Raw genomic sequence first — 24,646 nt, forward strand, 5'->3', positions numbered from 1 at the left:
CCATACAGTAAACTCTCAATTAGAGATCATGAATGTATATGAAATTATCAAAACATTTTTACCAAAACAACTAGATATAAAACACCGAGACCTCCTGCAGTTTGCCTTACAAAAATCGAACCTAATTGTATATGGCGAAATTCACGGCATCAAAGAAAATGCCGATATTATCTATACCCTGGTTAGAAAACTTGACATCCAGCAATTGGCTATTGAAGCCGGCCCCGCCGTACTTAACTTCATCAATTCAGTAAAAACCGGTTCTTATGATTTTTCCCTGATTGATGAAGACCTTTTTGACTCAAGCATTTTATCTCTTGAGGTGATAAAAACGATAGCAATTCTTCTGCAGCAAAATCAACTTAAAGAGCTCGTTTTTATTGATACATTTTTTGACAATTTAGATGAGGACGCCGTCATACCACCAAGCCCGCAGGAACGAGAAGAGCAGCTAGCTAAAAATATCCTCGGGATTGACGACTCTCTACCAACATTATGTATTATGGGACAATGGCATACGCAGCCCAAAGTTGTTACAGATGGCGAAATACGGCATGAATCAGCATTATATCGCCTGAGAAAAACAAAACCAAATGTACCGTTTATTCACAATATCTATCGACAAGGGCAACTATTTAATGATGGAAAAATAATTGAATTACCAGACAACCTAGCAGTATCATCTTATTACGAGATTGTCCAGAAAACCGATATTGATTTTGATCTACATGTACCAAGGGCGACAAGAATATCATTATGCTAAAATTGTAGTATGAAAATTACCAGTCCTGCGTTCGCCGAAAACGCTAAAATACCAAAAATTTACTCCAAGCTCGGCGGTAATCAACGCCCGCCGCTCAAGATCGGCGACGTGCCAGCAGATACTAAAAGTCTGGTAATCGTCTGTCACGACCCTGACGCGCCTGGGCGCGATGGATTTTATCATTGGACGGTTTGGAACGTGCCGGGCAAAACCGCTGAAATTTCTGGCGAATCACTGCCCGCGGGCGCGGTCGAAGGTGTTACGAGTTGGGGTCAGCCTGGCTGGGGCGGACCGCAACCGCCATTTGGCACGCACCGCTATCAATTTTATGTGTACGCGCTGGACACGACGTTAGATTTACCAGACAACACCAAACCAAAAGAACTAATCGCCACCCTCACGCCGCACATCATTAGCCAAGCCATGCTGACTGGAAAGTTTGGTGTGTTGGATATTTTTCGGCAGAATTAAGTACCACTTTCTACCAATAATTTACTGGGCAAAAGTCTACAGGCTATTAAACGACACCGCTAACCCTATTCTGCCATCTATATTTTTTAATTTATAATAGTTCACGCGCTAGGTTAATATACATCAAAGAGATGCCTTCTTCGCGCATGATTTTTAAGAAAGAAGCCTTATCGGTACACATAGGACTTTCTTGATTAATTGAGATAAGCACTCTTAGATTATCATTTTCGTGAATTATTTTTGCTAAACTAAAGTCAACTCCCGCTCTAATAAGAGCAATTTTAAAGTCGTTATCAGTACCATACTTTATACGTTTATAAAACGACTCCTTGACTACGCCAAAATCATTCAATATCTCAAGAAATGGAATAATATAATGGTCAACATTATCAAGATTCTCCTTAGCTAAAGCAGCCGCATAACTTGGCATCAAATTTTGAGTCTGCTGCTGAAATATATGATATTTATTCCACGATCCAGTCTTGCCATCGATACCACAACTTCCTATATCGCCAACATATACTGGATTTCCGATTTTACCGCGCCACATAGAAACAGACCTTGCAATCAACGTAGAAAAGCTGGCTTCATTATTAGCTTTTTCGTCAATAATTCTTATATAAATATCCCTTATAGATGGCTCTGTGTATAGTAAATATATCCAATTCCCATACTTATGCTTATCGATCCTGAGACCTGTCTGATATGTCACCTCAAGAAAAACACTAATAATCGTATTTAATAACTTATTACCATCATCAATTATTTGAGTGTTCAAGAAATGCTCCATCTTTTTAGAGATGATTTGTTCATATTTCACAATATCAAATATTTTCACGTTATGGGCATAACACTTAGCACCTAGCTCAGTCTGCGCCAATAATGGCTTTGAGTTGTTAATTTGCGAATACATGGCTTCTCTTGTTTTATCTATATTTGCAAGTATGTTAACTTCATCGGCAATTCTATATTCCTTATCGCTTCCTTTATAAGAAGCAAGGAGCGGGTTATTGATACTGTCCTCAACTACAACCCCCTCCTTGGCATGCTCCGATAAGAATTTACTAGCATTTGCCCCCTTCTTCATATAATCATCATTTTTAATTATATATATTTCTGGTGTTAATAGTTCCATTCTTGGGTTTGTAAAATCAAAGATTACGTTATAACGGCCCACCCTGCCCACTAAATTTCTGAAATCAGGAACGTCCAAGCATTTAGCCCCCTTGGAATAGCTCATTAAGAATAATTTACTTGCAGGGATATTCACACCTTCGAGTAATGTGCTCGTAGTGACAATAAATCTAATCTCAGGAATATTACGATACAAAAACTCTACATATTCCTTAATAGTGTCCGGTATCTTACCGTGACTGATAACTATGCCGCGTTTAACGAGCTTTATTAGATTATAGAAAGGATGAACATAGCTTGATAGGACATTACATGCATCATCAATTATAACCTGGCTTTCAGGGCTGTATTTAATTTCTGGCGTCCTAGCAGCTAGCGCATCGGCAAGCTTTTCAACTCCGCTTGGCTTATTAACATAAATAATATTTTTATCCCCACCTCTACTAAATAATATTTGGTAATAGTCTGTAGACGATTCAGTTATTTCGTAAAATTTTGCCGTAAACTGATCAAACAGCTCTAAACATTGACTATTATTATCCCAAAGAAAATAACGTGGTATTTTCATATACTCAGTAATTTCCCTTGACTGTATCTTTTTTGAATTATGTTTATCATTTATAGGACGTAGACTTGACCTTGGATCTACAATGAAAGGAGAGTAGTAATCGATGGCCACACTTGATTTTCTATTACTAGCGATTATGATCGCCCTCGAGAGAGTTAAGAATCTATCCTCATCTTTAAATAAATTATGAGATTCATCAATAAATAGATAATCTATTATTAGCTCATTATGTTTCGCCAATAATGCCATTAGTCGCTCCTGTGTTAGCACAGCAATAAATTGGCTGTGCTTGTATTTTTCAACATACATGTCAGGATGAGTTATAACATCAGTTCGACTTCCTTTTTTGTTCAAAACCATTGATACAGTTTGATTTATCAATGATTTAGTGGGCACAACTATACAAACAGACAAACCATTATTGAACTTTTCAATAGCTTTAGACACCATCAAATGAGACTTACCATAAGAGGTTGGCGCAACGATAGCAAGATTAGAAACATTTCTGACACTACGACTTAGTCTAAATTGTTGCTCTGATTTGTAATACTCTTCCTTGTATGATTCTGCTAAAGCTTTATTAAATAGACTGTTCATATCGTCCACGGACTCTAATTCTGCAATATGACTATCGTGCATGGCTCTTATGAGCATAAGGACAGGATAGTATCGTAATAAGCTAGCAAAATGGGATAATGCATAAAAATTATTACTAAGAAGCCCGTAATTTAGGGCTATTGAATATGCCATTTTTTGCACATACTCATCGCCATAAAGTGAAAAATAGTTTAAGATCCTATATATAAATTGCGCCTCATCTTGAGTTAGATGCTGTCTCAACATTATTTTTCTGTATACTTTAGCAAATAAGAAATTATGATCCTCAGCTTTCCTTGTTAATGCTGATCTTAAAGAGCTAAGAGTAATCTTGTACATCAAACCCCTCCTTCAGCCCCTAAGAAATCAATAATATCATCGAATATTTTACGATGAATACAAATAATTATAAAATTATCAAAACACCCTGTCTTCTTTATGCTATCAATTTTCTTAATAACATCTTTCGTATCTGTTATATTATAAGCAAAATCTCCAAAATTAACCGCCATAAGAATTGCGTTACGATTAAACCCTTTTCGTTGACGGATCATGTTTTTACTATTAGGCAGCAGCTTGATTAGCTCTATTTTTTTCTCAGACGCAAACATTACCGCCACCTCCGCCTTAGCAGCCTCCCATCTATACTGCGTGGAATCATTTCCTTCCGCCATAATATTATCAAAGTAATTCTTAAGACCATTACTCGCCTTATTAATTAACTCTCTGCGATTAGCTTTTCCAACTAGCCCAGATTTTACCTCGCCATACCATATTTTTTTACAGTCCTTATCATAGAAAATTAAATCAAAACCCTGCTTTATATTCTGATTTTGAAGTGCAAATATTCTACTTATGCTTTCAGCTGAAAAATCTAGATAGTTTGGAGCTAAAATATGCATCAATAATTCGCCAACAAGTCCATACTTCTTAGTTTCGTCTTTATATCTCATTAGATTGTTATACATTTGCCTACAAGCAGCATGATAGGTATACTGATCGGGCTCAATAGCAATAGGCTCTGCACCATAACAAACCTCTGCCAATTGATCCCTTATCATTTCTTTGAGACCGTCAAAATGATGACTACTAATCTTTAGTATTCTATACTTCACACGATTATGCTCATCATCCACACATAATACATCATCAGATAGAGTCATTGTACTGGGTTTACTCCACATATAATATTTTTATCTAAAATACTTAATTCAATATTCATTATATCATTTTAGCGATTAATACAATCAGCTGTTAGTTTTTATCAACATCCAACTGCTCACTCAGCAAACTGACTATTATACAGCTCGGCATAAAAGCCATTTTGCTTCAGCAATTCGTCGTGCTTGCCTTGCTCGATGATGTTGCCGTCGCGGACGACCAAAATCAGATCAGCGTCGCGGATGGTACTCAGGCGATGGGCGATGACAAAGCTGGTTTTGCCCTGCATTAATTTATCCATAGTTTTTTGGATGAGCACTTCGGTGCGGGTGTCGACCGAGCTGATGGCTTCATCCAGAATAGAAATACTACTCTTTTATCATCTAAGGCCGATGGTTTATTTTATATACTACCCAACACTAACCCGATTGGACAAAATCACCCACTCGGCTTATACTATTTTTAGCGTCGGGGTGTGGCGCAGCTTGGTAGCGCGCACCGTTCGGGACGGTGAGGTCGTCCGTTCAAATCGGATCACCCCGACCATAGGAATTATTTGAAGCGCACGTTCACCAATTAGAACCTCTGGCGAGTACAAAAGAAAAGGAGGTTTTATGCGGCGGCGAGTTAACGTACGCGGAATTATTATCAACGATCAGGGCGAGCTATTTTGCCAAAAATTGACCGCCAATAACGGCGCGGGGCGAGAGTTTTGGTGTGCACCGGGCGGCGGTTTGGAGATGGGTGAAAGTTTACTGGACGGTTTACGCCGAGAGATGATCGAGGAAACTGGCATCAAACCAACCATTGGCAAGCTATTATTCATCCAACAATTTACCGACACCAACCCCTCGTCTAAACACGGCATGACCGAGCAACTTGAGTTTTTCTTTTCCGTCACCAACTGGCAAGATTACCAGCATATCGACCTGGAGCAAACATCGCACGGCGTCGAGGAAGTAGCAGAGTGCGGCTTTGTCGATTCAAAAACCACACGGATTTTACCGAGTTACCTAACAGAGGTTGACCTAAACTGGCTGGTTAATGAATCGACTGATGTTCAGATAATGAGTGAATTGTAACAATCCCACCGAGACTATTTACCAAAGATTTTACTATAGTCAGTTTTCGGATAATCTATCGTGCTTAACGTACCATTTTTAGCTAACACCCCAATAATTTGCTACGTATAGTCACGCCGTAGGGTGGTTATTGCATGAACAGCCGCCTCCTTAAGTGCGGGTGAATTTTCACTCGCAGACACCACTTCTCGGTAACTGCCCAGACATTTTTCTAATAGCTTCCACCTATCGGCTGGAGACTGGTTGAGCTGATTCGCCAAAACTGATATAGCATCAATAAGTAACGACCGGAGGTCACCTTGAACTGATCTATTGATATATCCTTGCGCACGAAGAATATCCTCACCGCGATCAACTTGCTCAACATCACCACGAAAACTCCTCGCATATTCAAAGTCAATATAGCGAGTCGCTGAATTATCACCATCAGAACCCGACAGCCGGATAAGATTACGCATAAAGGCATCCTTGTGAGCAATATGCATTTTATGCAACGCAGATAATGCCAAAAGAGCATCCATTAAATGCTGTTTGATATTCTCTGAGCTCATTTCACGCCATGCAAGACCCTCAAAGTTGACCGCTTTTCCATTGAATTGAGTCATAATCCATGCCAAACGGTCCTTGGAACCACTGGGCTTCCCTGTTATCATAAGTGCTTGAACTGAGAAGGGGGCCAGCCCCTGCGTACCAACATACTGGGTCATGGCGACCTCGGCAAGAGCAGTTGTCAGCGGAAGCCGCTTAATAGCAAACTCTTCCTTGGAGCCACTAACTGTTTTCACATCTACGGTAAATGCTCCGTTGCGAGACGAGCCTTCACGTGATAAATCTCTGTGTGGCTCAGCTGTAGTGACAGGGGGAAAGTTCGGTGTAACATACAGCAATGGTTTATTGTCTAAATCAAGCTCTGGATAAAACTCCCTGGACATATGATCAACTTGCTCTGACATGTCAGGCAAAAACGGCCTTCTAGTTGTCTCAACCAAAAGGCGACATGCTGCTCCACGCTCGGTATCCATATTTGTGTTATAACATAAAATTATTATTTTGAAAATAGCTATATCGTACTACCGCATAGCCCGAATCATCTGCCTCAGCTGCTCGACCGCCCGAGCGCGGCGTTCTTTTGTCCAATAGGTATCAGGTGTAGCCTTTTCGCCGTCAGCGGTAGTCTCCTGGAGGAAATGACCAACGACACGGCCGTCCTTCAGCGCCGTCACGTCAGGAACATACACTCGCGGTTGTCCGTTCTCATCGGTGCGAAGATGAGGCTTTAACTTCTCAACTAATTTTTTGTAGGTATCATCATTGGTTTCGCGGGCATGGCGAATGTCGAGATAGTAAATCTTGTCCAGCCCTTCGGCTTTGGCGGCTTCATCGACGATTGGCGCTAGCTGCTGACACCACGGACACTGCTGAAAGCCAAGGAAAATCAAGCCGCTGCCTGATTCAAATTTCTCCAAAACCTCACCAGCCGAAGCAAAGACGAAGCGGTTGTCATTCGCCACGCGAGAATACGCAGCCTTAAAGCGAGCGGCGTCTGACGGCTGCGGTGACGCTGGCGCGTGCGGGCGCGACCAGATATACCAACCGCATATAACGATGGTAATGATACCAGCAACTACCGCAACAAGAAGCATACATTTGGTATAGTTCTTGGCTGTTTTCGCATGTTTCATCTGGACCTCCTGTTAGTTATCCTTGACGCCAAAAAACTTCCGCGCCCGCTCGGTCACTGGATGATCCATCACCTGCTCTGGTGGACCGTTTTCGATGATCTCACCCTTGTCCAGGAAAATCATCCGCGTAGCTACTTCGCGCGCAAATTTCATTTCGTGCGTGACGATAACCATGGTCATACCTTTGGCGGCCACCTCACGAATCACATCCAACACCTCGCCGATCATCTCTGGATCAAGCGCCGAGGTTGGCTCATCAAACAGCATGATATCTGGCTCCATGGCTAGAGCTCTGGCGATGGCGACACGCTGCTTTTGCCCGCCCGAGAGTTGCGAAGGAAAGGCCCCGGCTTTGTCCGCCAGCCCCACGTCTGCGAGCAATTTCTTTGCCAGGCGAGTCGCCGCTCGATCAGATAATTTGCGCAGTTTTCGCGGCGCTAGTTTGACATTATCCAGCACGCTCAAGTTGGGGAACAAATTGAACGATTGAAACACCATGCCAACTTTTTGGCGCAAAGCGTTCAGGTCGACTTTCGGCGCTGTTGTTTCCACGCCGTCGATGACAATGCGCCCGCCCGTCGGCGTCTCCAGCAGATTCAAGCAGCGCAAAAAGGTTGATTTGCCTGAACCACTTGAGCCAACGACGACGACAACTTCGCCTTCGTGAATTTCAACGTCGATGTCCCTGAGCACACGGTTGCTACCAAACTGTTTCTTGAGGTTGGCTACTGTGATAATTACTGGGCGCTCAGCGGTTAGTTGCACCGCTTCCTTCACCTTATTCACTGCCATCTTTCAATCTCCTCTCCACTCGGGTCATCACACGGGTAAATATCGCGGTCAATGCCAAGTACATCACCGCTGCAGCAAACAATGACTGAAACGCCGTGGCAGTTTGAAAACGAATATTATCAGCGCCGCGCATGATGTCATTTAGCCCAATCCAACCGACGACTGAGGTCTCTTTCAACAGAGCGATGAATTCGCTGATCAGCGCCGGCAACGAATTTTTGAGCGCTTGTGGCAAAATCACCAAACGCATGGCCTGCCAGCGGCTAAAGCCCAGCGAACGAGCCGCTTCCATTTGCCCCTTGTCGACGCTTTCGATACCACCGCGGATAATCTCGCCAATGTACGCACCGCTATTGATACCAAAGGCAATTGCTGCCACAAAAATCTTCGGCATGAATTGATATGAGCCAAAAACAACGTAGTACATAATCAACAGCTGGACCAGAAGCGGCGTGCCCCGAATGATGTCGACATACACTTTCCCGGTCCACGCCAGCGGATTCCAACGGCTCAATCCCCTGGCCCATGCATAGCGACCCAGTCGTTTAAATGGCCGCACGTCTGAAGTTCGCAAAAGAGCGATGATAACACCAATGGCCGTACCGAGCAGCAGCGACAAAACGGTCAATACCAAGGTCACTTCTAGACCGTGCCACAAATACAGCCATCGACCGTCGCCGAAGATCACTTCCAGGAAATTCATGGTTCAAGCTCCTTTTTCTTCATCGATTCAAGAGCCCTCGGCCCAAAATGTTTGCGGATGAGATTGTCATATCGGCCGTCCTTTTTCATCTCCACCAGCACTCGGTTAACTTTTTTTAGCAAGTCGTGATTATTGTTTTTGATGGCAATCGCATAGTGCTCGCTCGACAACTCACCCGGCAAAATTTCTAGGTCTGGAAAGCCAGTCGTGTATTGAGCCGCGGGCGCATCATCCAAAATAACCGCCTCGACGCCGCCAGCATTAAGCTCTGTCAACACGCTTGGCGCGGTTGGAAATTGCGACACGTTAGCGCCGACAATCTTCCTGGCCAGCGTATCGCCCGTCGTACCCAACTGCACACCAATTTTCTTGCCCGTCAATTGATGTCGATTCCGAATCGGACTACCCTTTTTGACAATGATCCGCTGCGAGGCTGAATAATACGGCTCAGAAAATAACGCATTTTTGGCACGCTCTGGCGTCACCGACATGCCAGCCACCGCCATGTCAATTTGCCCTGATTCCAGCGCTGGCAGCAATCCGTCAAACGCCATGTCTTCAATCTTTAGCTCTTTATTCACGCTGCGGGCAATTTCCTTTGCCAAATCAACATCAAAGCCAACAATTTCATTGCCCTGCTTGTACTCAAACGGCTTGAACCCAGCATTGGTGCCCATCACCAACACATCATTACTTTTACCAAACCCGCCTTCGCGCTGCAAAATGTCAAACGCCATAAAGCCAATCAACGCCACAAACAGCCCCAGGCCTATCCACCAACTAACACCAAACCCCCGATGATGCGCTTTCGTTCTGTTCATGCTTATCAGTATACGCGCTTTGAAAAGAAATGATAAGCCCCCAAACCAGCCCACGCGCCCAGCCAAACGTTGTATAATATCATTATGAGCACCTCTCCGTCTGGCCGCGGCGCCAACAACCGCATTATCATTCGCGTGGTTATCGTCTTGCTATTACTATGTAGCGCTGTTTTCTTTGTCGCTAGCCGCTATAAAATTGTGCAATTTCGTGACGCCAAGATTGACGAGATTTTATTTTATTTCAAGAACGGCCTGGCGGGTGGGCAGTCTAGCAGCTTTACCTCAGCCGTCTGGGAAAATATCCCCTACGTCATTGGGCTGCTCATCATTTTGCTACTGCCAATCATTCTCAAACTACGCTGGAAAAAACGACCGCTCCGCTTGCGTCACCAAGCCTATTATGCAGGCGGCCTATTCATGATCAGCCTAGCGCTGTTGGTTCAAAGTTTCAGCATCCCCGCCTACGTCATCGCCCTCGCCCAGTCGTCAAAGATCTATGATCAGCATTATATCGATCCGCGCGGCGTTAAATTGACGTTTCCTAGTACCAAACGAAACTTGATTTATATCTACGTCGAGTCGCTGGAAAATACACCGGCCTCCAAAGCCAACGGCGGCATGAGCGACAAATCAGTCATTCCAGAGCTGGAGAAATTGGCACTGACTAATACCTCCTTTTCACACCGAGCCTCAGGCCTCGGCGGCGCCCTACCTGCCCACGGTACTACCTGGACGGTCGCTGGTATGACTGCACAATCAGCTGGTGTACCACTCAAAGACGGCGGTGTGTTCGGTGATCGCGACCGCAACGGCATGGGTGATTTTAATAAATTCTTGCCGGGCGCTTATACCCTTGGGCAAGTGCTTGAAAAAGCTGGCTACAACCAATCATTCCTCATGGGCTCAAACAAAGCCTTCGGCGGGCGCGATAAACTACTGGAGCAACACGGCGATTACCACATCATTGACCTCACCTATGCCCGAAAGCATGGTTTAATCCCACAAAACTACGAGGTGTGGTGGGGCTACGAAGATAAAAAGCTTTTTCAATTTGCCCGCGACGAGGCCACCCGTCTCAGTAAGTCCGACAAGCCATTCAACCTACAAATGCTGACCGTTGATACGCACTTCACTGATGGCTGGATGGATAAAGATGTTTGCAAGGAGCAATTTGCAGCAAAATACGACAATGTTCATTCCTGCGCCTCCAAACAAATCGCGTCCTTCGTCGAGTGGGCCAAGCAGCAGCCGTTTTATGCTAACACCACTATCATCATCAGTGGTGATCACCTCGGTATGCAAACGCCATATTATGAAGAGAAAATCGCCGGCGCTCCCTACCAACGAACCGTCTACAACGCCTTCATCAACCCCGCCGTCCAGCCAACTCGCGCCACCAACCGCCAGTTTGCTGCCTTTGACATGTATCCATCGACCTTGGCGGCACTGGGCGTGACAGTGGACGGCGACCGTATGGGACTAGGCACGAATTTATTCTCGAATCGCCAAACGCTGGTTGAAGAATTTGGCGGCATTGACCAGCTCAATGCAGAGCTCGCCAAACGCTCGACCTACTACGAGCGGCGGATCTTAAGTAGCTCATAAATAGACGTCTTGCCCATATAAAATCCGACGAGTCGCCCCGCCGGATTTAACTATATATCAAGCGCCTTGCCTTATGCGTCGTAGCCGTTTGGATTATTGCTCTGCCAATTCCAGGCGTCACGGCAGGCATCCTCAATCGTCAGTTCCGCCCGCCAACCTAGCTCTGTCTCTGCCAAGCCCGGGTCAGCATAACACGCGGCGATATCGCCCGGCCGGCGTGGCGTAATCTGGTATGGAATCTCCCGACCAGACGCCGCTTCAAACGCTTTTACCAATTCCAACACCGACGTACCGCGACCAGTACCGACATTGTACACCTTATACTCATCCGGCTCTCCCAGGTGCTCCAACGCCGCCACGTGTGCCCGCGCTAGATCAACCACGTGAATATAATCGCGCACGCCCGTGCCGTCCGGCGTGTCATAGTCATCGCCAAACACGTTCAAATGGTCGCGCTTGCCGACTGCCACTTGCGATACAAATGGCAGCAAATTATTCGGAATGCCCGATGGATCTTCGCCGATGCGACCACTCGGATGGGCGCCAACGGGATTGAAATAGCGCAGCGAGGTAAACTGCCAACCCTGCTTGGTTGCCGCCACATCGCGGAGGATGTGCTCGATCATCAGCTTGGTTTGACCGTACGGATTAGTGGCTGACAGCGGCATATCCTCGGTAATCGGCAGCCGTGCCGGATCGCCGTACACCGTTGCCGAGCTAGAAAAAACCAGCTTTTTCACGTCAAATTCCTGCATGACATCCAGCAGTGTCAACGTGCTTTCCAAATTGTTCTGATAATAGAGCAGCGCCTTTTCCACTGACTCACCAACGGCTTTCAGGCCCGCAAAATGAATCGCTGCGTCAATCGTCTCAGACGTAAATAACTCCGCCAGCCGCGCCCGATCACGTAGGTCAAACTCATAAAACGGCACCGACTGGCCGGTAATTTCCTCAACCCGCCGCAAACTCTCGGCAGATGAATTTGATAAGTTATCAACCACCACCACGCCGTGACCCGACGCCAGCAGTTCAATGATAGTGTGGCTGCCGATATATCCAGCGCCGCCAGTAACGAGAATGTTCATGAAGTACCCCTTTTGCTATGATTCATGGAATAGTACTATTATAGCAGATGTGTAATATTCCCATACCACCAAAGCTACTTACAGCGCTGACTGCCAATCCATATATCGACAAATTGTATATGTTCGGCTCGCGGGCAACACTGGATGACGATGAATTTTCCGACATCAATATGACAGCCATCACCAGCTTTCCGACTGGCGCCGAGGACTACACGCGCAAAACCCTCGAAGGTCAGTTTGGTATTATTGCGACGTACACTATTTCTCAGAACAATCATGAAATCGCCCGATCGTTTTTCCTGAGCGGTATGAGCTTGTTTCATAAACTTGACATTGGTTTTTCCTTGCCTAATCAAACCAAATTATTCCCGAACTCAGCCTTGCTGTTCAACAATAACCACGCCAAACAACCAGATAAAAAGTCCGTCAAAACATGGACAGAATCGCCCCGGCAGCATGAATATCTGGATATTTTGATAGGTTCGCTGCGTTATGTCAAACATCGGCATCGCCAGGAGTATTGGTCGGCGTACAAGTGTTATCACGGATTTATCGAGCAATTAGCCCAAGCGCGAAGTGCAGGTCGCCCGGCTGAAAATATATATAAGGAACTAGACAAGCAGCATAACGATGAGATCGTAGGATTGTTCTTTTCCAGCGACATCCGTAGTAAAGAGCGAACATATTACGAGTTTATCAGAGAATTGGTTGATGAGGAGCAAATCTTGCCAGAGTTTAGCGACGGTATTTTAAGGGTTTGGGAGGAGTATCTGGGCGCATCACACTAATGCCATTAAGTAGCGCCGCCAGCTCACTACCCGGCCAAATATACCTAAAGTTTTGCGGCGGGCGAAATGCTGGCATAGATTGACGCAACCGCGCCAGAGAAATTGGCTGGTTGTAGCGCACCGGCGCCAGTATCTCTAACGCGCCACACTGTTTCCGCCCCGCATAATAGCGCGAAAACCACTGCACGGCTTGCTCATCTGCATCATACCCAGTAAGCCGCATCAACTCATCCAGTGGACAGCGCATGACACATCCAACCCGAAATTCGCCAATAACCGCTCGGTCGCCCCCTGACGAGTAAACGACTACGGTTAGCTCATCGTCTTTGCTGTGGCGCGGCAAGGATTTACGAAACTTCCACTGCTTCTCACCACAAAAAATCTTCTTGGCATAGCGGGTTTGGATGGACATCAGAATGCGAATTTGGCTCATGTCTTCAGTATACGGTACACGTTTATCGGGTGGCAAATCCCGAATTAGCACTCTTGCACTGAGAGTGCTAATTTGCTATGATAATCGTATCAATTATCCCCGCTCTGTCTCTCGTCGCGGCGCATCATAAATACGGACTTAGAAAAGCCCAAAAATCAAAGGAGGACCTATGCCACCAAATATGCAAGAAGAGCTTGAACAGCCGCTGGAGAAATTCGGCACCGATATCACGGCGCTCGCCAAGGAACATAAACTCGACCCGGTCATCGGGCGCGACGAGGAAATTCGCCGCACCATGCAAATCCTCAGCCGGCGCACCAAGAACAACCCGGTGCTGATCGGTGAGCCGGGCGTCGGTAAAACCGCCATCGTCGAAGCCCTAGCGCAGCGCATCGTCAAGGGCGACGTACCGGCATCGCTGAAAGATAAGCGATTGATTAGCTTGGAAATTTCTAGCTTACTGGCGGGAGCGAGTTTTCGCGGTCAATTTGAAGAGCGCCTCAAAACAATTTTGAAAGAAGTTGAGGAGGCTGCTGGCGAAATTATTTTGTTCGTTGATGAAATTCACACCATGGTCGGTGCCGGCAAAACCGAAGGCAGCATGGATGCCGGCAATATGCTCAAACCCGCCCTGGCCCGCGGTAAACTACACATGATCGGTGCGACAACCTTGGCGGAATATCGCCAGCATGTCGAGAAGGATGCGGCCCTGGAGCGGCGCTTTCAACCAGTCTATGTCGGCGAGCCGAGTTTTGACGACACCGTGGCGATTTTGCGCGGCTTGAAAGAAAAATACGAGGTGCATCACGGCGTCAAAATTTCTGACGATGCCATCGTGGCGGCGGCGCGGCTGTCCACCCGCTATCTGCCTGATCGCTTTTTACCTGACAAAGCGGTCGATTTGCTGGATGAAGCGACCAGCGCGCTGAAGATGCAGCTGGAGAGTGTGCCGATTAGTCTCGATCGGCTGAATAATCGCCGTTTGCAGCTGGAGATTGAAGAAGCCGCGCTGAAAAAAGACAAATCCGACCACGCCAAGGCCCGCAAAGAAGAAATCAATCAGCAAATCGCTGACCTTCGAGCTCAGGCCGAGGTGATTGACAATAAATGGCAGCACGAAAAAGACATTCTCCAGACCGTCAATACCGCCACTGAAAAAATGGATAGTCTGCGCTCGCAACTGGAAATTGCTGAACGCGACGCTGATCTGGCCACCGCCAGCCGCATCAAATACGGCGACCTGCCAGAGCTGGAGAAAAAGCTGGCTGCCGCTCGCCAGGAACTGGCTGCCATCCCGCCGGCTGACCGCTTGCTGCGCGAAGAAGTCACTCCTGACGACATCGCCAGTGTGGTGGCGCGCTGGACGGGCATACCGGTGGAGCGGCTGATTGAGACCGAATCCAGCAAATTAACCAAATTAGAGGAACATATCAGCACCCAAGTGATTGGTCAAGACAAAGCCATCGCCGCAGTCGCCAGCGCTATTCGCCGTTCGCGTGCTGGCCTCAGTGATACCAACCGGCCAATTGGTTCCTTCCTCTTCCTCGGCCCGACCGGGGTCGGCAAAACAGAAGTAGCCCGCAGCCTGTGCCGCGAATTATTTGACGATGAACACGCCATGATCCGCATCGATATGAGCGAGTACATGGAGCGCCACGCCGTGGCCCGTCTGATCGGTTCACCGCCAGGCTACGTCGGCTACGACCAAGGCGGGCAACTCACCGAAGCGGTGCGCCGCCGCCCCTACAGCGTGGTGCTGTTTGACGAAATCGAAAAGGCCCACCCCGATGTCTTTAACGTGCTCCTCCAGGTACTCGACGACGGCCGCCTGACCGATGGCCAGGGGCGAACAGTCGATTTTTCCAACACGGTCATCATCATGACCAGCAATGTCGGCTCGCAGGCAATCATGGATTTTTCTGGCGACGATTTGTCGGCACTGGATAATCAAATGCTTGAGGTGCTCAGGCAGCACTTCCGCCCAGAATTCCTCAACCGCATCGATGACATCGTTATCTTCGACCGCATTCGACCAGAGGCCATGCGGGCAATTGTCGATGTCCAGCTGAAACGCGTCGCCCGCCAAGTCAAAGACAGCCGCGACATCACGCTGGAATTTGACGATAGCGTCCGCGACATGCTGGCCCGCGACGGTTACGACCCGGCCTTTGGCGCTCGGCCGCTCAAGCGCTTGGTGCAAAAGCGAGTGCTTGACCCGTTGGCGCTGGAGCTGATCGACGGACGAATTCATGACGGTATGGCAGTAAAAGTGAATATAATTAACGACCGCGTGAAGTTCCAAAAACAATAATTAATTTTCACCTATTTCCCTGATTAACACCCCCATCGTCGTACGGCCGCATTTGATTGCAAATGTCCGAAGCCCCGCCTTGATTGAATCAATGCAGAGCAAGAAAAAGCGTCCCAGTCACCAACTGGAACGCTTTTCGGTAGAGTATCCTCGGGCCGATACAAACACACTACTCGGTCTGGTTGGCTTCCGCCCGCGTCAGCTTATCAACCATCGGCAGGATCAAGTAAATACCAATGATAGCTGCCGCCAGACCGATACTAACGATGGCGAAGTAAGTTGGCGTCAGCACCGGCTTCAGCGTCGTCGAGAATGTGCTGGTAAACACCGCTCCCGTCCACACGCCAAAACCGCACGACAGAATCGAGGTGGTGAGCAGCGGCGCCACCGATTCAACCATCACCAAACGTTTCAATTGCGCAAGGCGCATACCGCTCAGCCGCAGCGTATACAGCGAACGGCGGCGTTCCATCAGCCCGCCAATCGTCGAGACGATCAAGCTTGCCACCGCCACGAAAAGCGTTACGCCGATACCGACATAGGCCAAGTCAGCAAACTCGCGAATCGTTGGATTGATATGCGGCTTCTTGGCATCAGTACCGCTCACTGCATAGGTTAAATCGTACTGATTAGCCTTCGCCGTCACCAAGGTACGCAATTTCTCGATATCATTATCTGACTTCAGTGTCACCAAATATTCTTTGGCGCCATTCGTATCAACCCGGTCATTAATCAGCGATACGTTTTTAACCACTGGCGCGTCAAAATTCAACAGCGCAAATTGGTCGGGTCGGGCGTTATTCGGGCAAGCATGCTCGGTGTACGTTGCCAAATCCTGGCAGCGAATTGCGTCACCATCCTCACGCGGATAGATCGTCGCCACCGACGTGATGTAAGATTTTTGCTGCAGCTGCTCTGCCATGTCGCCTGGCAGCGACCGGCCGATGACAACTGCCGTGCCGCGCTTTAATTGCGAAAAGCCGTTGTCCTTAAGCGCTTGAGCGTTTAAGCCTTCAATACCGCTAGTTGCCGTCAAGTAAAAGCTGCCCGCAAACAGCGCCAATACCACGCCGCTGACGCTGCGGAAAATTGTCCGCGAATGCACCGCCGTACGCTTACCGGCAATCAACATTGAAGCGTTATTAGCCCAGCGCGCTGCCAACAGCGACAGCTTATTAGTCAGCCAGCCGCCAGCCAGAATCAAGCCGAACATCACCAGCAGCAGCGCCGCCATCAATAGTACCGACGGCAGAGCTGATTCTTTATTAGCCGCCAGCCAATCCCGCCCTGGCTTCGACGACAGCCAAGCAAAGAACGCAATACCAAGTGCCGGCACCAGCGCCCGCCAAGCGCGCAATTTCTTCACCTTTTCAACCGAACGCGACACACCCAGCGGCGAAATCTGCGCCCGGCGCATCCGCCGCCAGTTGACAAACATCGTTAGTCCCAGCGTCAAACCGATAATCAACGCATATTGCGTGCCAGTTAACACCAAATCACCAGGATTAAACCGCATGCCGTCCATCTTGAAATCCTGCAGCGGCGCTTGCAACAGCCAGAACGTGCCTAGCCCGATAATCACGCCAACCACCGACGCCAGTAGCGATTCCAACATCAACACCCGTCCCACCTGCCGCTTAGTCGCGCCGATCAGCCGCAAAGCAGCATAGCGTTTCTCGCGTTGCGCAGCGCCCAGCTGCGTTGCTACTGACACGAAAATGACAATCGGAAACAGCAGAATCGTCCCGCCGACACTAAATACGATGACGGCAACCGGACCTATTTTAGCGTCCGATTTTAATCCGTTAGCATCCGTCCGATAAACATCAGCAAAGTATGATGGCTGTCCCTGAGATTTGGTAAAAGCATCGCTCTCGGCCACTTCCTCGGCGCTAGCACCGCGCACTATCATCAGCGCATCCGGACTGGCGGTATATTCGCTAGGAATTACGCCGAGGTATTTGGTATTTTTACCAAAACGCGCCAAGATATTATCCTCTGGGTGTTTAGCGACCGCATCAGCCAACGCTTTTGATAAGTAATATTCGCCAGGACGCGGCGTTTTCAGTTTAGCAAACTGCGGTGATTTAGCCGTACCGTACATCGAGTAATACTGGATATATTGACCGCGCCATTTCGACGCATCACCGCGCCGAGTACCGCCAACTTTCAGCGGCTCGACACCAGCAATCGGTTTTTGTTCGGCTACACCGCGGGTTGCCTGATACGCCGCCGTATTAATTGCTAGTCCACTAGCACGCCCCATTAGACCGTTGACACCAGCCGTAAAGTAGCACACCAGCACGATCCCCAGCGCCACCGCCACCGTAGTCAAACCCAAACGCACTACTGACTGGCGGCCAGACTTTTTTAATAACATCCAACTGACACTCATTTGACAGTCCCCGCATTGGTTTTACCGGGTTTGCTTGATGTATTTACCGCTGTATCAACACCAGAAATCTGCCCGTCGCGGACAATAATTTCCCGATCAGCATAGGCGGCAATCGTCGGCTCATGCGTCACCATGATGACTGTCGTACCGTGCTCTTTAGCAGTTTTGATGAATAGCTCCATAACTCTCTCTGAGTTCAAACTGTCCAGCGAACCTGTCGGCTCATCAGCAAACAGCACTTTTGGCTCAATCACCATCGCCCGGGCAATCGCTACCCGCTGCATTTGCCCGCCCGACAACTCGCCTAGCATACTGTCGGCTTTATTGCCTAGTTCAACCTTATTCAGCCATGTTTTCGCCTGCTGATAGGCTTCTTTACGCTTGACACCGTTCAGTAGCAGCGGCAGCGCCACATTATCCAGCGCTGTCAGCTCTGGCACCAACTGTCCAAACTGAAAGACAAAGCCAAAGCTGGTGCGCCGTAAAATACTGCGCTGATCATCGCTCAGTTTGTCGATCCGCCGTCCGTCGAAATCAATCTCGCCGCTATCAATCTTGGTAATCGCCGCCAAGCTATGCAGCAGCGTCGACTTGCCAGAACCTGACGGACCCATAATCGCCAGGACTTCGCCCGCCTCGACATCCAGGCTGACGCCGCGCAGCGCGTGCGTTTGCCCGAACGACTTCTTAATATTTTTAGCGCTAATTATTGGTTTGCTCATGCAAAATTTCCTCCTTTAGCCGCGTTAAACGCGAAATTGTTAATTCAATCCAGCGCAAATCCGCCTCCAAATGATACAAAGCATGGTCGATCAGCAGCATGTCCGACAAGCTACTATCGCGCCGCTGCGCTGTCAGCTCGCGCATCCGCTGGATGTGCGCCTGCCGTTGGTTATCCAAATACGGTGATGCATCGCCGTCTTTCAAAATCGCCAATACCGCCTTTATATACATCGTCGCTTGCAGCTGCGGCGATGGCGCCTCGGGAGCTTCCAGCCAAGCTTGCAAATCTTGTTTGCCTTGCTCGGTAATCTGGTAGCGCACCCTGTCCGGCCCGCCCGATTCGCTAACGTCAGCGATTTCCTTGACCTTATTATCGCGTTTGAGCCGTGCCAGAGTTGAATATATCTGACCGGTTAAAATTGGTTTATCCTTACCAAAATAGCCGTCATATTTTTTCTTCAACTCATAGCCATAATTTGACTCTTCCGCTAAAAAACCTAACAGTGTATATTGAACGTTCATACCCTTACTATACACCCAGTGTTTAGTTATTGCAAGAGTTTTATACACTCAGTGTATAGTTGCTATTACAACGTCCATTCACCCTATTGACACAGCATCCGCCCCATCACAGACAGCTCACCCCACCAAACCGCCACGATCAGTAGCCCACCTCGCCAGAATACAGACTATTATTCAATTTTGGCGTATAATAGGTTCATGGCACAATTTTGCCGGGTATACCGTAAACAGCGATCGGTTAAGTCAGCTCTGTTGGGAATTGGCAAAATTCTCAGCTTGCCACGATACTTACTACTAGCAGTTGTCTTATCTTTGCTTTTTGCACTCATTATTTTCTTTGCCATCAACGCTAATTTTTACGGCCCCCTGATGATGTCGCGGCTGCCAGTACTGGACAAGGTCGCCCTTTTGGGAACCATGTTTATTGATATATTCAAACAAGGTTTCACCTCGCCAAACGGTGCACTATTACTCATGGTGTCGACCCTCCAGGGCCTGTCAATTACCGTCGTCATTTTCACCGCCAAGAAAAATAAGCGTAATGAACAAGCTGTCACCAAACAGGTCGGACTCAGCGGCCTGGCCTCCGTAGCTACCGCTATCGGTTTGGGCTGCGTTCCCTGCGGCACGTCACTCATTTTGCCGCTCGTTGCCGTGTTCTTCTCAGGCGCTGCTGCAGCCACTGCCGCCACTGTCGCCAGCACCCTCGTTCTGATCTTAGCGCTACTTCTGAGCCTCTTTTCACTCTACAAATCTGGACAAATCGCCTTTATGTATACAGAATTAGCAAAACAGGGGGACGTATGAATCGACAAAAAACAGCCGGCATAGCGCTCATTCGGGTCATCTTGGGGATTATGATCGCAGGCATTGTGGCACTATTTATTTATGGTATTGTCAATCGCCCGCCAAATCGCCACATTGGTGACGGCAAGCCGTGGAATGAAAAAATGTCGCAAGGCTCTAGCGAAGCCAAGCACGTGTTCGTTGATTACACTGATTATTTTTGTTCGTTTTGTGCCGAAGTCGAAGCAGCCACCAACACCAATTTTTTCAAGAATGACTATATCAAATCAGGCAAAGTTCGTTATGAACACCGCGTAGTCACGCTGCTCAAAGAGGTCACTAACAACACCGAATCTGGCGCCCACGCTGCGTTCTGTGCCGCCGACCAAGACAAATATTGGCAATATACCCACGACATCGTGCCGCGCATCAAACGTGATTATTTTGATAAGGGAATTGGCGTAAAAAACGTCGCCACACCGCAAAAAATTCCACCACTACCGTTAGAATATTTCCTAACTTCTGCCAAGAGTGTCGGCATGGACGAGGCAAAATTTGCTGATTGTATGACTAAGAAACCGCACCAAAACGAGATTGAGAATAATACCAAGAAAGCCCTCTCGCTTGGCGTGAGCGGCCTGCCATACATGGTAGTCAATGACTATGTCGCCAGTGGATTTATGGGCGGCGAAAATGGGCTGAAGGCAATTTTGAAAGCCGGCGGAGCGGACTGATGCCCACCAAAAAAATACAAAGTAAGCCTCAAAAATCATCGGCAAAACGACAATCAGCTCGGCCCAGTCGTGGGCCAAAAACTAATACAGTTCCTGCGAACCGACCCAAACTGAGCAGTATTTTATTCACTACACTGCTTTTACTGGTAGTGACCGCGATAGGTATATTGTTCTACTTCCACTCCAAGCAACCACCAGCACAGCGCCCAACGGTCTTGGAAGATGAAAAATATTACTTCACCGATTCACGCTATGCTGGCATTCGCTCCAAGTTCGTGACGCGCGACACCAAACACGAAAAAGTCTCAATTGAATACCCAATCACCGGCAATTCCAAAATCAACAAACTCATCGCCCGAACAATTGACCGCGCCGACGGCGATTTTCGCCACACCGCCACTAACGCTCCGACATTCGACCGACCAATGACAGAGACGATTAGCTACCAAGTGACGCATAATAATTCGGTAGCTTTATCGATCATTGTCAATATTAAGCAAGATATGCACGGCGCGCATCCGGTGTCACTAACGCATTTTTGGACGTTTGACAAGAAGTCTGGTGAGATGATCAGCTTGGATAATTTGACCGAGAAATCGGAGGAAGCCATCAAGGCAATCGTGGCAGCTGCCCGGCACGACGTCGCGCAAACCATCAAACAACGCCACCAACCAGAAGCAAATCTCGAGGAGATGATCACCAAGGAGGCGTTATCGAACTTCACCATCACTGATGATGGTAACACCTTGGCTTGGCCAATCGGACAGGCGTCGCTCTTGCCGTCAGCCTACGGCGAAACGATGATCAAAGTGCCGATCGCCGCCGTTGCCAAATATCTGCAAAATCCGACAGCCCGGAAACTGGCTAATGTTCCTAAACCGCCCGAGCCAAAACCAACACCGGCGCCAGCCGCGCCGCCAGCCGCGAATTCTGGGAGTAAAGTGATAGCCTTGACGTTTGACGACGGACCAGGCCCGTACACCGCGCAGCTGCTGGATATTTTGGACCAACATGGCGCTAAGGCCACCTTTTTCCTGATTGGCAGCAAAGTCTCCAGCCAAGCCAACGTCGTACGCAGCATCCATGCACGCGGCCACCAACTAGGCAATCACTCGTGGTCGCATCCAGAGCTGCCTAAGCTACCAGTTAACCAAATTGCCGGTGAAATTGACCGTACCAACGACGCCATTAAGCAATCCACCGGCGTCACACCAACTGTTATGCGCCCGCCTTATGGTGCGGTCAACAGCGCTGTCTTGGAGCAACTTCGCCTGCGCGGCATGTCGTCAATCTTGTGGTCGGTCGATACCCGCGACTGGGCTGATCGCAATAGCGACATCGTCTGCTCGCGCGCCGTCGCTGGCGCCCACCCCGGAGCCATCATCTTGATGCACGACATTCACCAAACCTCAGTCAATGCCGTACCGTGCATCCTCAGCACACTGAAGCAGCAGGGGTATTCGTTTGTGACCGTACAGGGACTACTCGGCAATATGGCGGCGGGAGCTGGGTATCCGTAGAATCCGTAGCTAGATGTTGCAGATGTTCGTTGTAGCGGCTATTCTGACTTATCTACTTCAAAAACCTTGTGCTTTGAAGCCACGCCGCGCACCAGCTTCACCGTTGACGGTGCCACGCCAAAATGCTTTGCCAATAGCTTCACCGCCGCCACATTCGCCCGCCCCTCAATGGCTGGCGCCTTGGTATAAACCGTCAGTGAACCATCGTCATTCGCCACCACTTCTTCACGATGGCGGGAGTTAGGTTTGAGATGGATGGAGATTTTCATGGTTATATATAAATACTTTTATACTTATCATTATACGTTATTTTAATGTATATTTTGCTATACTAGTAAGTAGGTTATGCTTGCATAAACTATAATATAGTATTATAAACGGAGAGCATATGACTAAGGAAGACTTTAAAAGAATTGAACAAAAAGCCTCAAAAGTGCTGTCCGATAATTACATAATAGAGCCTTTTGTTAATGTTTTTGATATAGCAAATGGAGAGGGTATTTCAATTGAATATAGAAAGATGCCACAAGGCAATACTGATGTCTCGGGGTTTTTCGATAGCACAACAAGAACGATTTACGTAAATGTAGATAACTCCATAGCTCGCCGCACATACACTGTCGCACATGAACTTGGACATTATTTTCTAGAACATAAACCCGACGAGTATGGTTTATATCGACGAAACAATTCATACGACGAAATAAAAGAGCAAAAAGAAAAAGAGGCTGATTGTTTTGCGGCTAATCTATTAATGCCTGAAAATATGATCAGAAAAGAACTAAGAGAATATCCCTTCCTGAAAAGCTCCATCCAACTACTAGCCGACAGGTTTGGAGTTTCTCCTAGCGCAATGGCTTACAGACTGATGAATCTGAGGATAATAAAGCGATGAGCGAAGAAGAAGAGTCTGCTAACGACCAGATTATAGATAACGTAGAAAATATGCTTGAAGCTCTAGATGCCGTTCCAGGGCAAATTGAAGACGATTCTGAAATTGAGACTTCTACTGAAGATGAAGTTAAGGCTAAAAGTGACTGGAGTTTAATTAAAATACAAGAATTACAAAGTATTATACATCTCAGAGAGCAATGGAGCGTAAAATTACTCAGACTAGTTATATTAATAATTATAAGTGATATTGGAATTACCTACTTAACAGGTTTCGGAATTCTAAAGTTTACGGGAATATCTCTACCTCTATTTATTGGCAGTAACCTTGCTCAAATATTTGCTCTGAGTATTATAGTTGTTAAATTCTTATTTCGCACAAATACCGACTAAAACGACATCGCCTCCAACTCCCGTGGCAAAATCTCCTGCACCTCGACCGAGCCCGCCACCAAGTGGTAACCCTGCAACTGTCGCGGCAAGTCACTCTCGGCACGGCGCCAGTTGATCGGGTGGTTCTCGTCAAAATAATCGAGCAATTCCGCATTCAAAAAATGCTCGCGCGGCAGATCCACCGAACCGTCCTGATTGACAACCAGTGCTATCGATAAGCCCGACGTCATGCCATCTTCGTTTTTAGCATACGCCGCCGTCGCCAGATGGACCACTGGCTCAAATTTCAGAACAGACTGATCGCTCGCCTCCACCTGCGCCTGACCGCGACGCGCTAGCTGCTGATTGATTTTTGTTGTCAATTCATCAACACTTGGCTTACCGTCGCCTGCTCGGCAATAGTCGCAACCGTCTGCCGCCTCGACATATTCCAGCAGCAAATCCATATCGACGTCAGTGTCTTTAACGCCATGCTGCGACAATTGCTCCACCATTTCATGCAGCGCGCCCAGCAAACTATAATCATTAGCATTTCTAGCAGCATCGCCAATGCGGATGATGGCGCGAGCGATGGTGATGGTTTTGCTCGTCTTATTCACACATTCTCCTGGATATTTTTACGCCACTCGGAAAGCACTTGTAGACACCCGGCGACCAACAATGAGCGAAAAGAATAGTTTGCGTGT

General features: G+C 47.8%; 25 protein-coding genes, 1 tRNA gene and 1 pseudogene. 12 read left to right on the forward strand and 15 right to left on the reverse strand.

Features of this window, described 5'->3' with window-relative positions; all coding sequences use genetic code 11:
* The first annotated feature begins 28 nt into the window (after positions 1-28).
* Together FBF24_04300 and FBF24_04305 are read left to right on the forward strand one after the other, a co-directional pair.
* On the forward strand, positions 29-763 hold the full coding sequence (locus FBF24_04300) for a hypothetical protein (protein QCT41080.1): 735 nt from the start codon (positions 29-31) through the stop codon (positions 761-763).
* Between the two features lie 9 nt (positions 764-772).
* A complete protein-coding gene (locus tag FBF24_04305; protein ID QCT41081.1) occupies positions 773-1,234 on the forward strand; it encodes a YbhB/YbcL family Raf kinase inhibitor-like protein in 462 nt (153 codons plus the stop codon).
* Between the two features lie 91 nt (positions 1,235-1,325).
* On the opposite strand, the gene FBF24_04310 is transcribed toward FBF24_04305, so the two are convergent.
* The 3 genes and pseudogenes from FBF24_04310 to FBF24_04320 all read right to left on the reverse strand — a co-directional run bounded on the left by FBF24_04310 (position 1,326) and on the right by FBF24_04320 (position 5,055).
* Positions 1,326-3,872, reverse strand: a complete 2,547-nt coding sequence (locus tag FBF24_04310; GenBank protein QCT41082.1) for a DEAD/DEAH box helicase — start codon at positions 3,870-3,872, stop codon at positions 1,326-1,328.
* A complete protein-coding gene (locus FBF24_04315) occupies positions 3,872-4,717 on the reverse strand; it encodes a DUF1837 domain-containing protein (protein QCT41083.1) in 846 nt (281 codons plus the stop codon). The genes FBF24_04310 and FBF24_04315 overlap by 1 nt, the downstream gene beginning before the upstream one ends.
* A gap of 95 nt (positions 4,718-4,812) precedes the next feature.
* A pseudogene (locus FBF24_04320) lies at positions 4,813-5,055 on the reverse strand (ABC transporter ATP-binding protein).
* Between the two features lie 108 nt (positions 5,056-5,163).
* Here FBF24_04320 and FBF24_04325 point away from each other — a divergent pair.
* Positions 5,164-5,240 (forward strand) — tRNA-Pro (locus FBF24_04325).
* A 68-nt stretch (positions 5,241-5,308) separates the two neighbouring features.
* Entirely contained in the window at positions 5,309-5,776 is a 468-nt protein-coding gene (locus FBF24_04330) for an NUDIX domain-containing protein (GenBank protein ID QCT41084.1), read from the forward strand.
* 101 nt (positions 5,777-5,877) lie between these two features.
* On the opposite strand, the gene FBF24_04335 is transcribed toward FBF24_04330, so the two are convergent.
* From FBF24_04335 to FBF24_04355, 5 genes are all read right to left on the reverse strand, one after another.
* Entirely contained in the window at positions 5,878-6,729 is an 852-nt protein-coding gene (locus FBF24_04335; protein ID QCT41085.1) for a hypothetical protein, read from the reverse strand.
* A 117-nt stretch (positions 6,730-6,846) separates the two neighbouring features.
* Positions 6,847-7,458 (reverse strand): hypothetical protein, encoded by a 612-nt coding sequence (locus FBF24_04340; protein QCT41086.1) that lies wholly within the window; start codon positions 7,456-7,458, stop codon positions 6,847-6,849.
* 12 nt (positions 7,459-7,470) lie between these two features.
* On the reverse strand, positions 7,471-8,196 hold the full coding sequence (locus FBF24_04345) for an amino acid ABC transporter ATP-binding protein (GenBank protein QCT41179.1): 726 nt from the start codon (positions 8,194-8,196) through the stop codon (positions 7,471-7,473).
* A gap of 40 nt (positions 8,197-8,236) precedes the next feature.
* Complete coding sequence (locus FBF24_04350) at positions 8,237-8,953, reverse strand: amino acid ABC transporter permease (GenBank protein QCT41087.1); 717 nt, start codon at positions 8,951-8,953, stop codon at positions 8,237-8,239.
* The gene (locus FBF24_04355; protein QCT41088.1) at positions 8,950-9,774 is read right to left on the reverse strand and encodes a basic amino acid ABC transporter substrate-binding protein; all 825 of its coding nucleotides are present in this window, start codon (positions 9,772-9,774) and stop codon (positions 8,950-8,952) included. The genes FBF24_04350 and FBF24_04355 overlap by 4 nt, the downstream gene beginning before the upstream one ends.
* Before the next feature lie 84 nt (positions 9,775-9,858).
* On the opposite strand from FBF24_04355, the gene FBF24_04360 reads away from it, so the two are divergent.
* On the forward strand, positions 9,859-11,379 hold the full coding sequence (locus FBF24_04360; protein QCT41089.1) for an LTA synthase family protein: 1,521 nt from the start codon (positions 9,859-9,861) through the stop codon (positions 11,377-11,379).
* A gap of 71 nt (positions 11,380-11,450) precedes the next feature.
* On the opposite strand, the gene galE is transcribed toward FBF24_04360, so the two are convergent.
* On the reverse strand, positions 11,451-12,464 hold the full coding sequence (gene galE / locus FBF24_04365; protein QCT41090.1) for a UDP-glucose 4-epimerase GalE: 1,014 nt from the start codon (positions 12,462-12,464) through the stop codon (positions 11,451-11,453).
* A gap of 47 nt (positions 12,465-12,511) precedes the next feature.
* On the opposite strand from galE, the gene FBF24_04370 reads away from it, so the two are divergent.
* Positions 12,512-13,252, forward strand: a complete 741-nt coding sequence (locus FBF24_04370; GenBank protein ID QCT41091.1) for a hypothetical protein — start codon at positions 12,512-12,514, stop codon at positions 13,250-13,252.
* On the opposite strand, the gene FBF24_04375 is transcribed toward FBF24_04370, so the two are convergent.
* Entirely contained in the window at positions 13,200-13,685 is a 486-nt protein-coding gene (locus tag FBF24_04375) for a hypothetical protein (GenBank protein QCT41092.1), read from the reverse strand. The two genes, FBF24_04370 and FBF24_04375, sit on opposite strands and share 53 nt — an antisense overlap.
* 169 nt (positions 13,686-13,854) lie before the next feature.
* Here FBF24_04375 and FBF24_04380 point away from each other — a divergent pair, with 169 nt between their 5' ends.
* Entirely contained in the window at positions 13,855-15,996 is a 2,142-nt protein-coding gene (locus FBF24_04380) for an AAA family ATPase (GenBank protein QCT41093.1), read from the forward strand.
* 169 nt (positions 15,997-16,165) lie between these two features.
* Here FBF24_04380 and FBF24_04385 read toward each other — a convergent pair whose 3' ends face one another.
* The 3 genes from FBF24_04385 to FBF24_04395 are packed head-to-tail and all read right to left on the reverse strand — an operon-like array spanning position 16,166 to position 19,636.
* Positions 16,166-18,391 (reverse strand): ABC transporter permease, encoded by a 2,226-nt coding sequence (locus tag FBF24_04385; GenBank protein ID QCT41094.1) that lies wholly within the window; start codon positions 18,389-18,391, stop codon positions 16,166-16,168.
* The gene (locus FBF24_04390; GenBank protein QCT41095.1) at positions 18,388-19,113 is read right to left on the reverse strand and encodes an ABC transporter ATP-binding protein; all 726 of its coding nucleotides are present in this window, start codon (positions 19,111-19,113) and stop codon (positions 18,388-18,390) included. The genes FBF24_04385 and FBF24_04390 overlap by 4 nt, the downstream gene beginning before the upstream one ends.
* The gene (locus FBF24_04395) at positions 19,094-19,636 is read right to left on the reverse strand and encodes a PadR family transcriptional regulator (GenBank protein QCT41096.1); all 543 of its coding nucleotides are present in this window, start codon (positions 19,634-19,636) and stop codon (positions 19,094-19,096) included. The genes FBF24_04390 and FBF24_04395 overlap by 20 nt, the downstream gene beginning before the upstream one ends.
* Positions 19,637-19,834: 198 nt before the next feature.
* On the opposite strand from FBF24_04395, the gene FBF24_04400 reads away from it, so the two are divergent.
* Genes FBF24_04400 through FBF24_04410 form a run of 3 tightly spaced genes read left to right on the forward strand, consistent with a single transcriptional unit; the run spans position 19,835 to position 22,676 of the window.
* A complete protein-coding gene (locus tag FBF24_04400; GenBank protein QCT41097.1) occupies positions 19,835-20,443 on the forward strand; it encodes a hypothetical protein in 609 nt (202 codons plus the stop codon).
* Positions 20,440-21,156: a hypothetical protein gene (locus FBF24_04405; GenBank protein QCT41098.1), complete on the forward strand. Its 717-nt coding sequence runs from the start codon at positions 20,440-20,442 to the stop codon at positions 21,154-21,156. Before FBF24_04400 ends, FBF24_04405 begins: the two co-directional genes overlap by 4 nt.
* On the forward strand, positions 21,156-22,676 hold the full coding sequence (locus FBF24_04410; protein QCT41099.1) for a hypothetical protein: 1,521 nt from the start codon (positions 21,156-21,158) through the stop codon (positions 22,674-22,676). The genes FBF24_04405 and FBF24_04410 overlap by 1 nt, the downstream gene beginning before the upstream one ends.
* A 38-nt stretch (positions 22,677-22,714) precedes the next feature.
* Here the strand turns inward: FBF24_04410 and FBF24_04415 are convergent, their stop codons facing one another.
* Complete coding sequence (locus tag FBF24_04415) at positions 22,715-22,945, reverse strand: DUF167 domain-containing protein (protein ID QCT41100.1); 231 nt, start codon at positions 22,943-22,945, stop codon at positions 22,715-22,717.
* Between the two features lie 119 nt (positions 22,946-23,064).
* Here FBF24_04415 and FBF24_04420 point away from each other — a divergent pair, with 119 nt between their 5' ends.
* On the forward strand, positions 23,065-23,571 hold the full coding sequence (locus FBF24_04420; protein QCT41101.1) for an ImmA/IrrE family metallo-endopeptidase: 507 nt from the start codon (positions 23,065-23,067) through the stop codon (positions 23,569-23,571).
* A complete protein-coding gene (locus tag FBF24_04425) occupies positions 23,568-23,960 on the forward strand; it encodes a hypothetical protein (protein QCT41102.1) in 393 nt (130 codons plus the stop codon). The genes FBF24_04420 and FBF24_04425 overlap by 4 nt, the downstream gene beginning before the upstream one ends.
* On the opposite strand, the gene FBF24_04430 is transcribed toward FBF24_04425, so the two are convergent.
* Positions 23,957-24,559 (reverse strand): hypothetical protein, encoded by a 603-nt coding sequence (locus FBF24_04430; protein ID QCT41103.1) that lies wholly within the window; start codon positions 24,557-24,559, stop codon positions 23,957-23,959. The genes FBF24_04425 and FBF24_04430 overlap by 4 nt on opposite strands.
* Positions 24,560-24,646 lie beyond the last annotated feature (87 nt).

It is taken from the genome of Candidatus Saccharibacteria bacterium oral taxon 488, assembly GCA_005697215.1.
Lineage (GTDB): Bacteria > Patescibacteriota > Saccharimonadia > Saccharimonadales > Saccharimonadaceae > Nanosynbacter.

Excerpts from the sequence above, each read along its gene's own strand:
- FBF24_04415 (QCT41100.1), bottom strand. The coding sequence starts at position 22,945 with ATGAAAATCTCCATCCATCTCAAACCTAACTCCCGCCATCGTGAAGAA.
- FBF24_04330 (QCT41084.1), top strand. The coding sequence starts at position 5,309 with ATGCGGCGGCGAGTTAACGTACGCGGAATTATTATCAACGATCAGGGC.
- FBF24_04350 (QCT41087.1), bottom strand. The coding sequence starts at position 8,953 with ATGAATTTCCTGGAAGTGATCTTCGGCGACGGTCGATGGCTGTATTTG.
- FBF24_04390 (QCT41095.1), bottom strand. The coding sequence starts at position 19,113 with ATGAGCAAACCAATAATTAGCGCTAAAAATATTAAGAAGTCGTTCGGG.
- FBF24_04315 (QCT41083.1), bottom strand. The coding sequence starts at position 4,717 with ATGTGGAGTAAACCCAGTACAATGACTCTATCTGATGATGTATTATGT.
- FBF24_04310 (QCT41082.1), bottom strand. The coding sequence starts at position 3,872 with ATGTACAAGATTACTCTTAGCTCTTTAAGATCAGCATTAACAAGGAAA.
- FBF24_04380 (QCT41093.1), top strand. The coding sequence starts at position 13,855 with ATGCCACCAAATATGCAAGAAGAGCTTGAACAGCCGCTGGAGAAATTC.
- galE (QCT41090.1), bottom strand. The coding sequence starts at position 12,464 with ATGAACATTCTCGTTACTGGCGGCGCTGGATATATCGGCAGCCACACT.
- FBF24_04405 (QCT41098.1), top strand. The coding sequence starts at position 20,440 with ATGAATCGACAAAAAACAGCCGGCATAGCGCTCATTCGGGTCATCTTG.
- FBF24_04360 (QCT41089.1), top strand. The coding sequence starts at position 9,859 with ATGAGCACCTCTCCGTCTGGCCGCGGCGCCAACAACCGCATTATCATT.
- FBF24_04375 (QCT41092.1), bottom strand. The coding sequence starts at position 13,685 with ATGAGCCAAATTCGCATTCTGATGTCCATCCAAACCCGCTATGCCAAG.
- FBF24_04300 (QCT41080.1), top strand. The coding sequence starts at position 29 with ATGAATGTATATGAAATTATCAAAACATTTTTACCAAAACAACTAGAT.
- FBF24_04400 (QCT41097.1), top strand. The coding sequence starts at position 19,835 with ATGGCACAATTTTGCCGGGTATACCGTAAACAGCGATCGGTTAAGTCA.
- FBF24_04395 (QCT41096.1), bottom strand. The coding sequence starts at position 19,636 with ATGAACGTTCAATATACACTGTTAGGTTTTTTAGCGGAAGAGTCAAAT.
- FBF24_04425 (QCT41102.1), top strand. The coding sequence starts at position 23,568 with ATGAGCGAAGAAGAAGAGTCTGCTAACGACCAGATTATAGATAACGTA.
- FBF24_04370 (QCT41091.1), top strand. The coding sequence starts at position 12,512 with ATGTGTAATATTCCCATACCACCAAAGCTACTTACAGCGCTGACTGCC.
- FBF24_04340 (QCT41086.1), bottom strand. The coding sequence starts at position 7,458 with ATGAAACATGCGAAAACAGCCAAGAACTATACCAAATGTATGCTTCTT.
- FBF24_04410 (QCT41099.1), top strand. The coding sequence starts at position 21,156 with ATGCCCACCAAAAAAATACAAAGTAAGCCTCAAAAATCATCGGCAAAA.
- FBF24_04420 (QCT41101.1), top strand. The coding sequence starts at position 23,065 with ATGACTAAGGAAGACTTTAAAAGAATTGAACAAAAAGCCTCAAAAGTG.
- FBF24_04335 (QCT41085.1), bottom strand. The coding sequence starts at position 6,729 with ATGTCAGAGCAAGTTGATCATATGTCCAGGGAGTTTTATCCAGAGCTT.
- FBF24_04305 (QCT41081.1), top strand. The coding sequence starts at position 773 with ATGAAAATTACCAGTCCTGCGTTCGCCGAAAACGCTAAAATACCAAAA.
- FBF24_04385 (QCT41094.1), bottom strand. The coding sequence starts at position 18,391 with ATGAGTGTCAGTTGGATGTTATTAAAAAAGTCTGGCCGCCAGTCAGTA.
- FBF24_04355 (QCT41088.1), bottom strand. The coding sequence starts at position 9,774 with ATGAACAGAACGAAAGCGCATCATCGGGGGTTTGGTGTTAGTTGGTGG.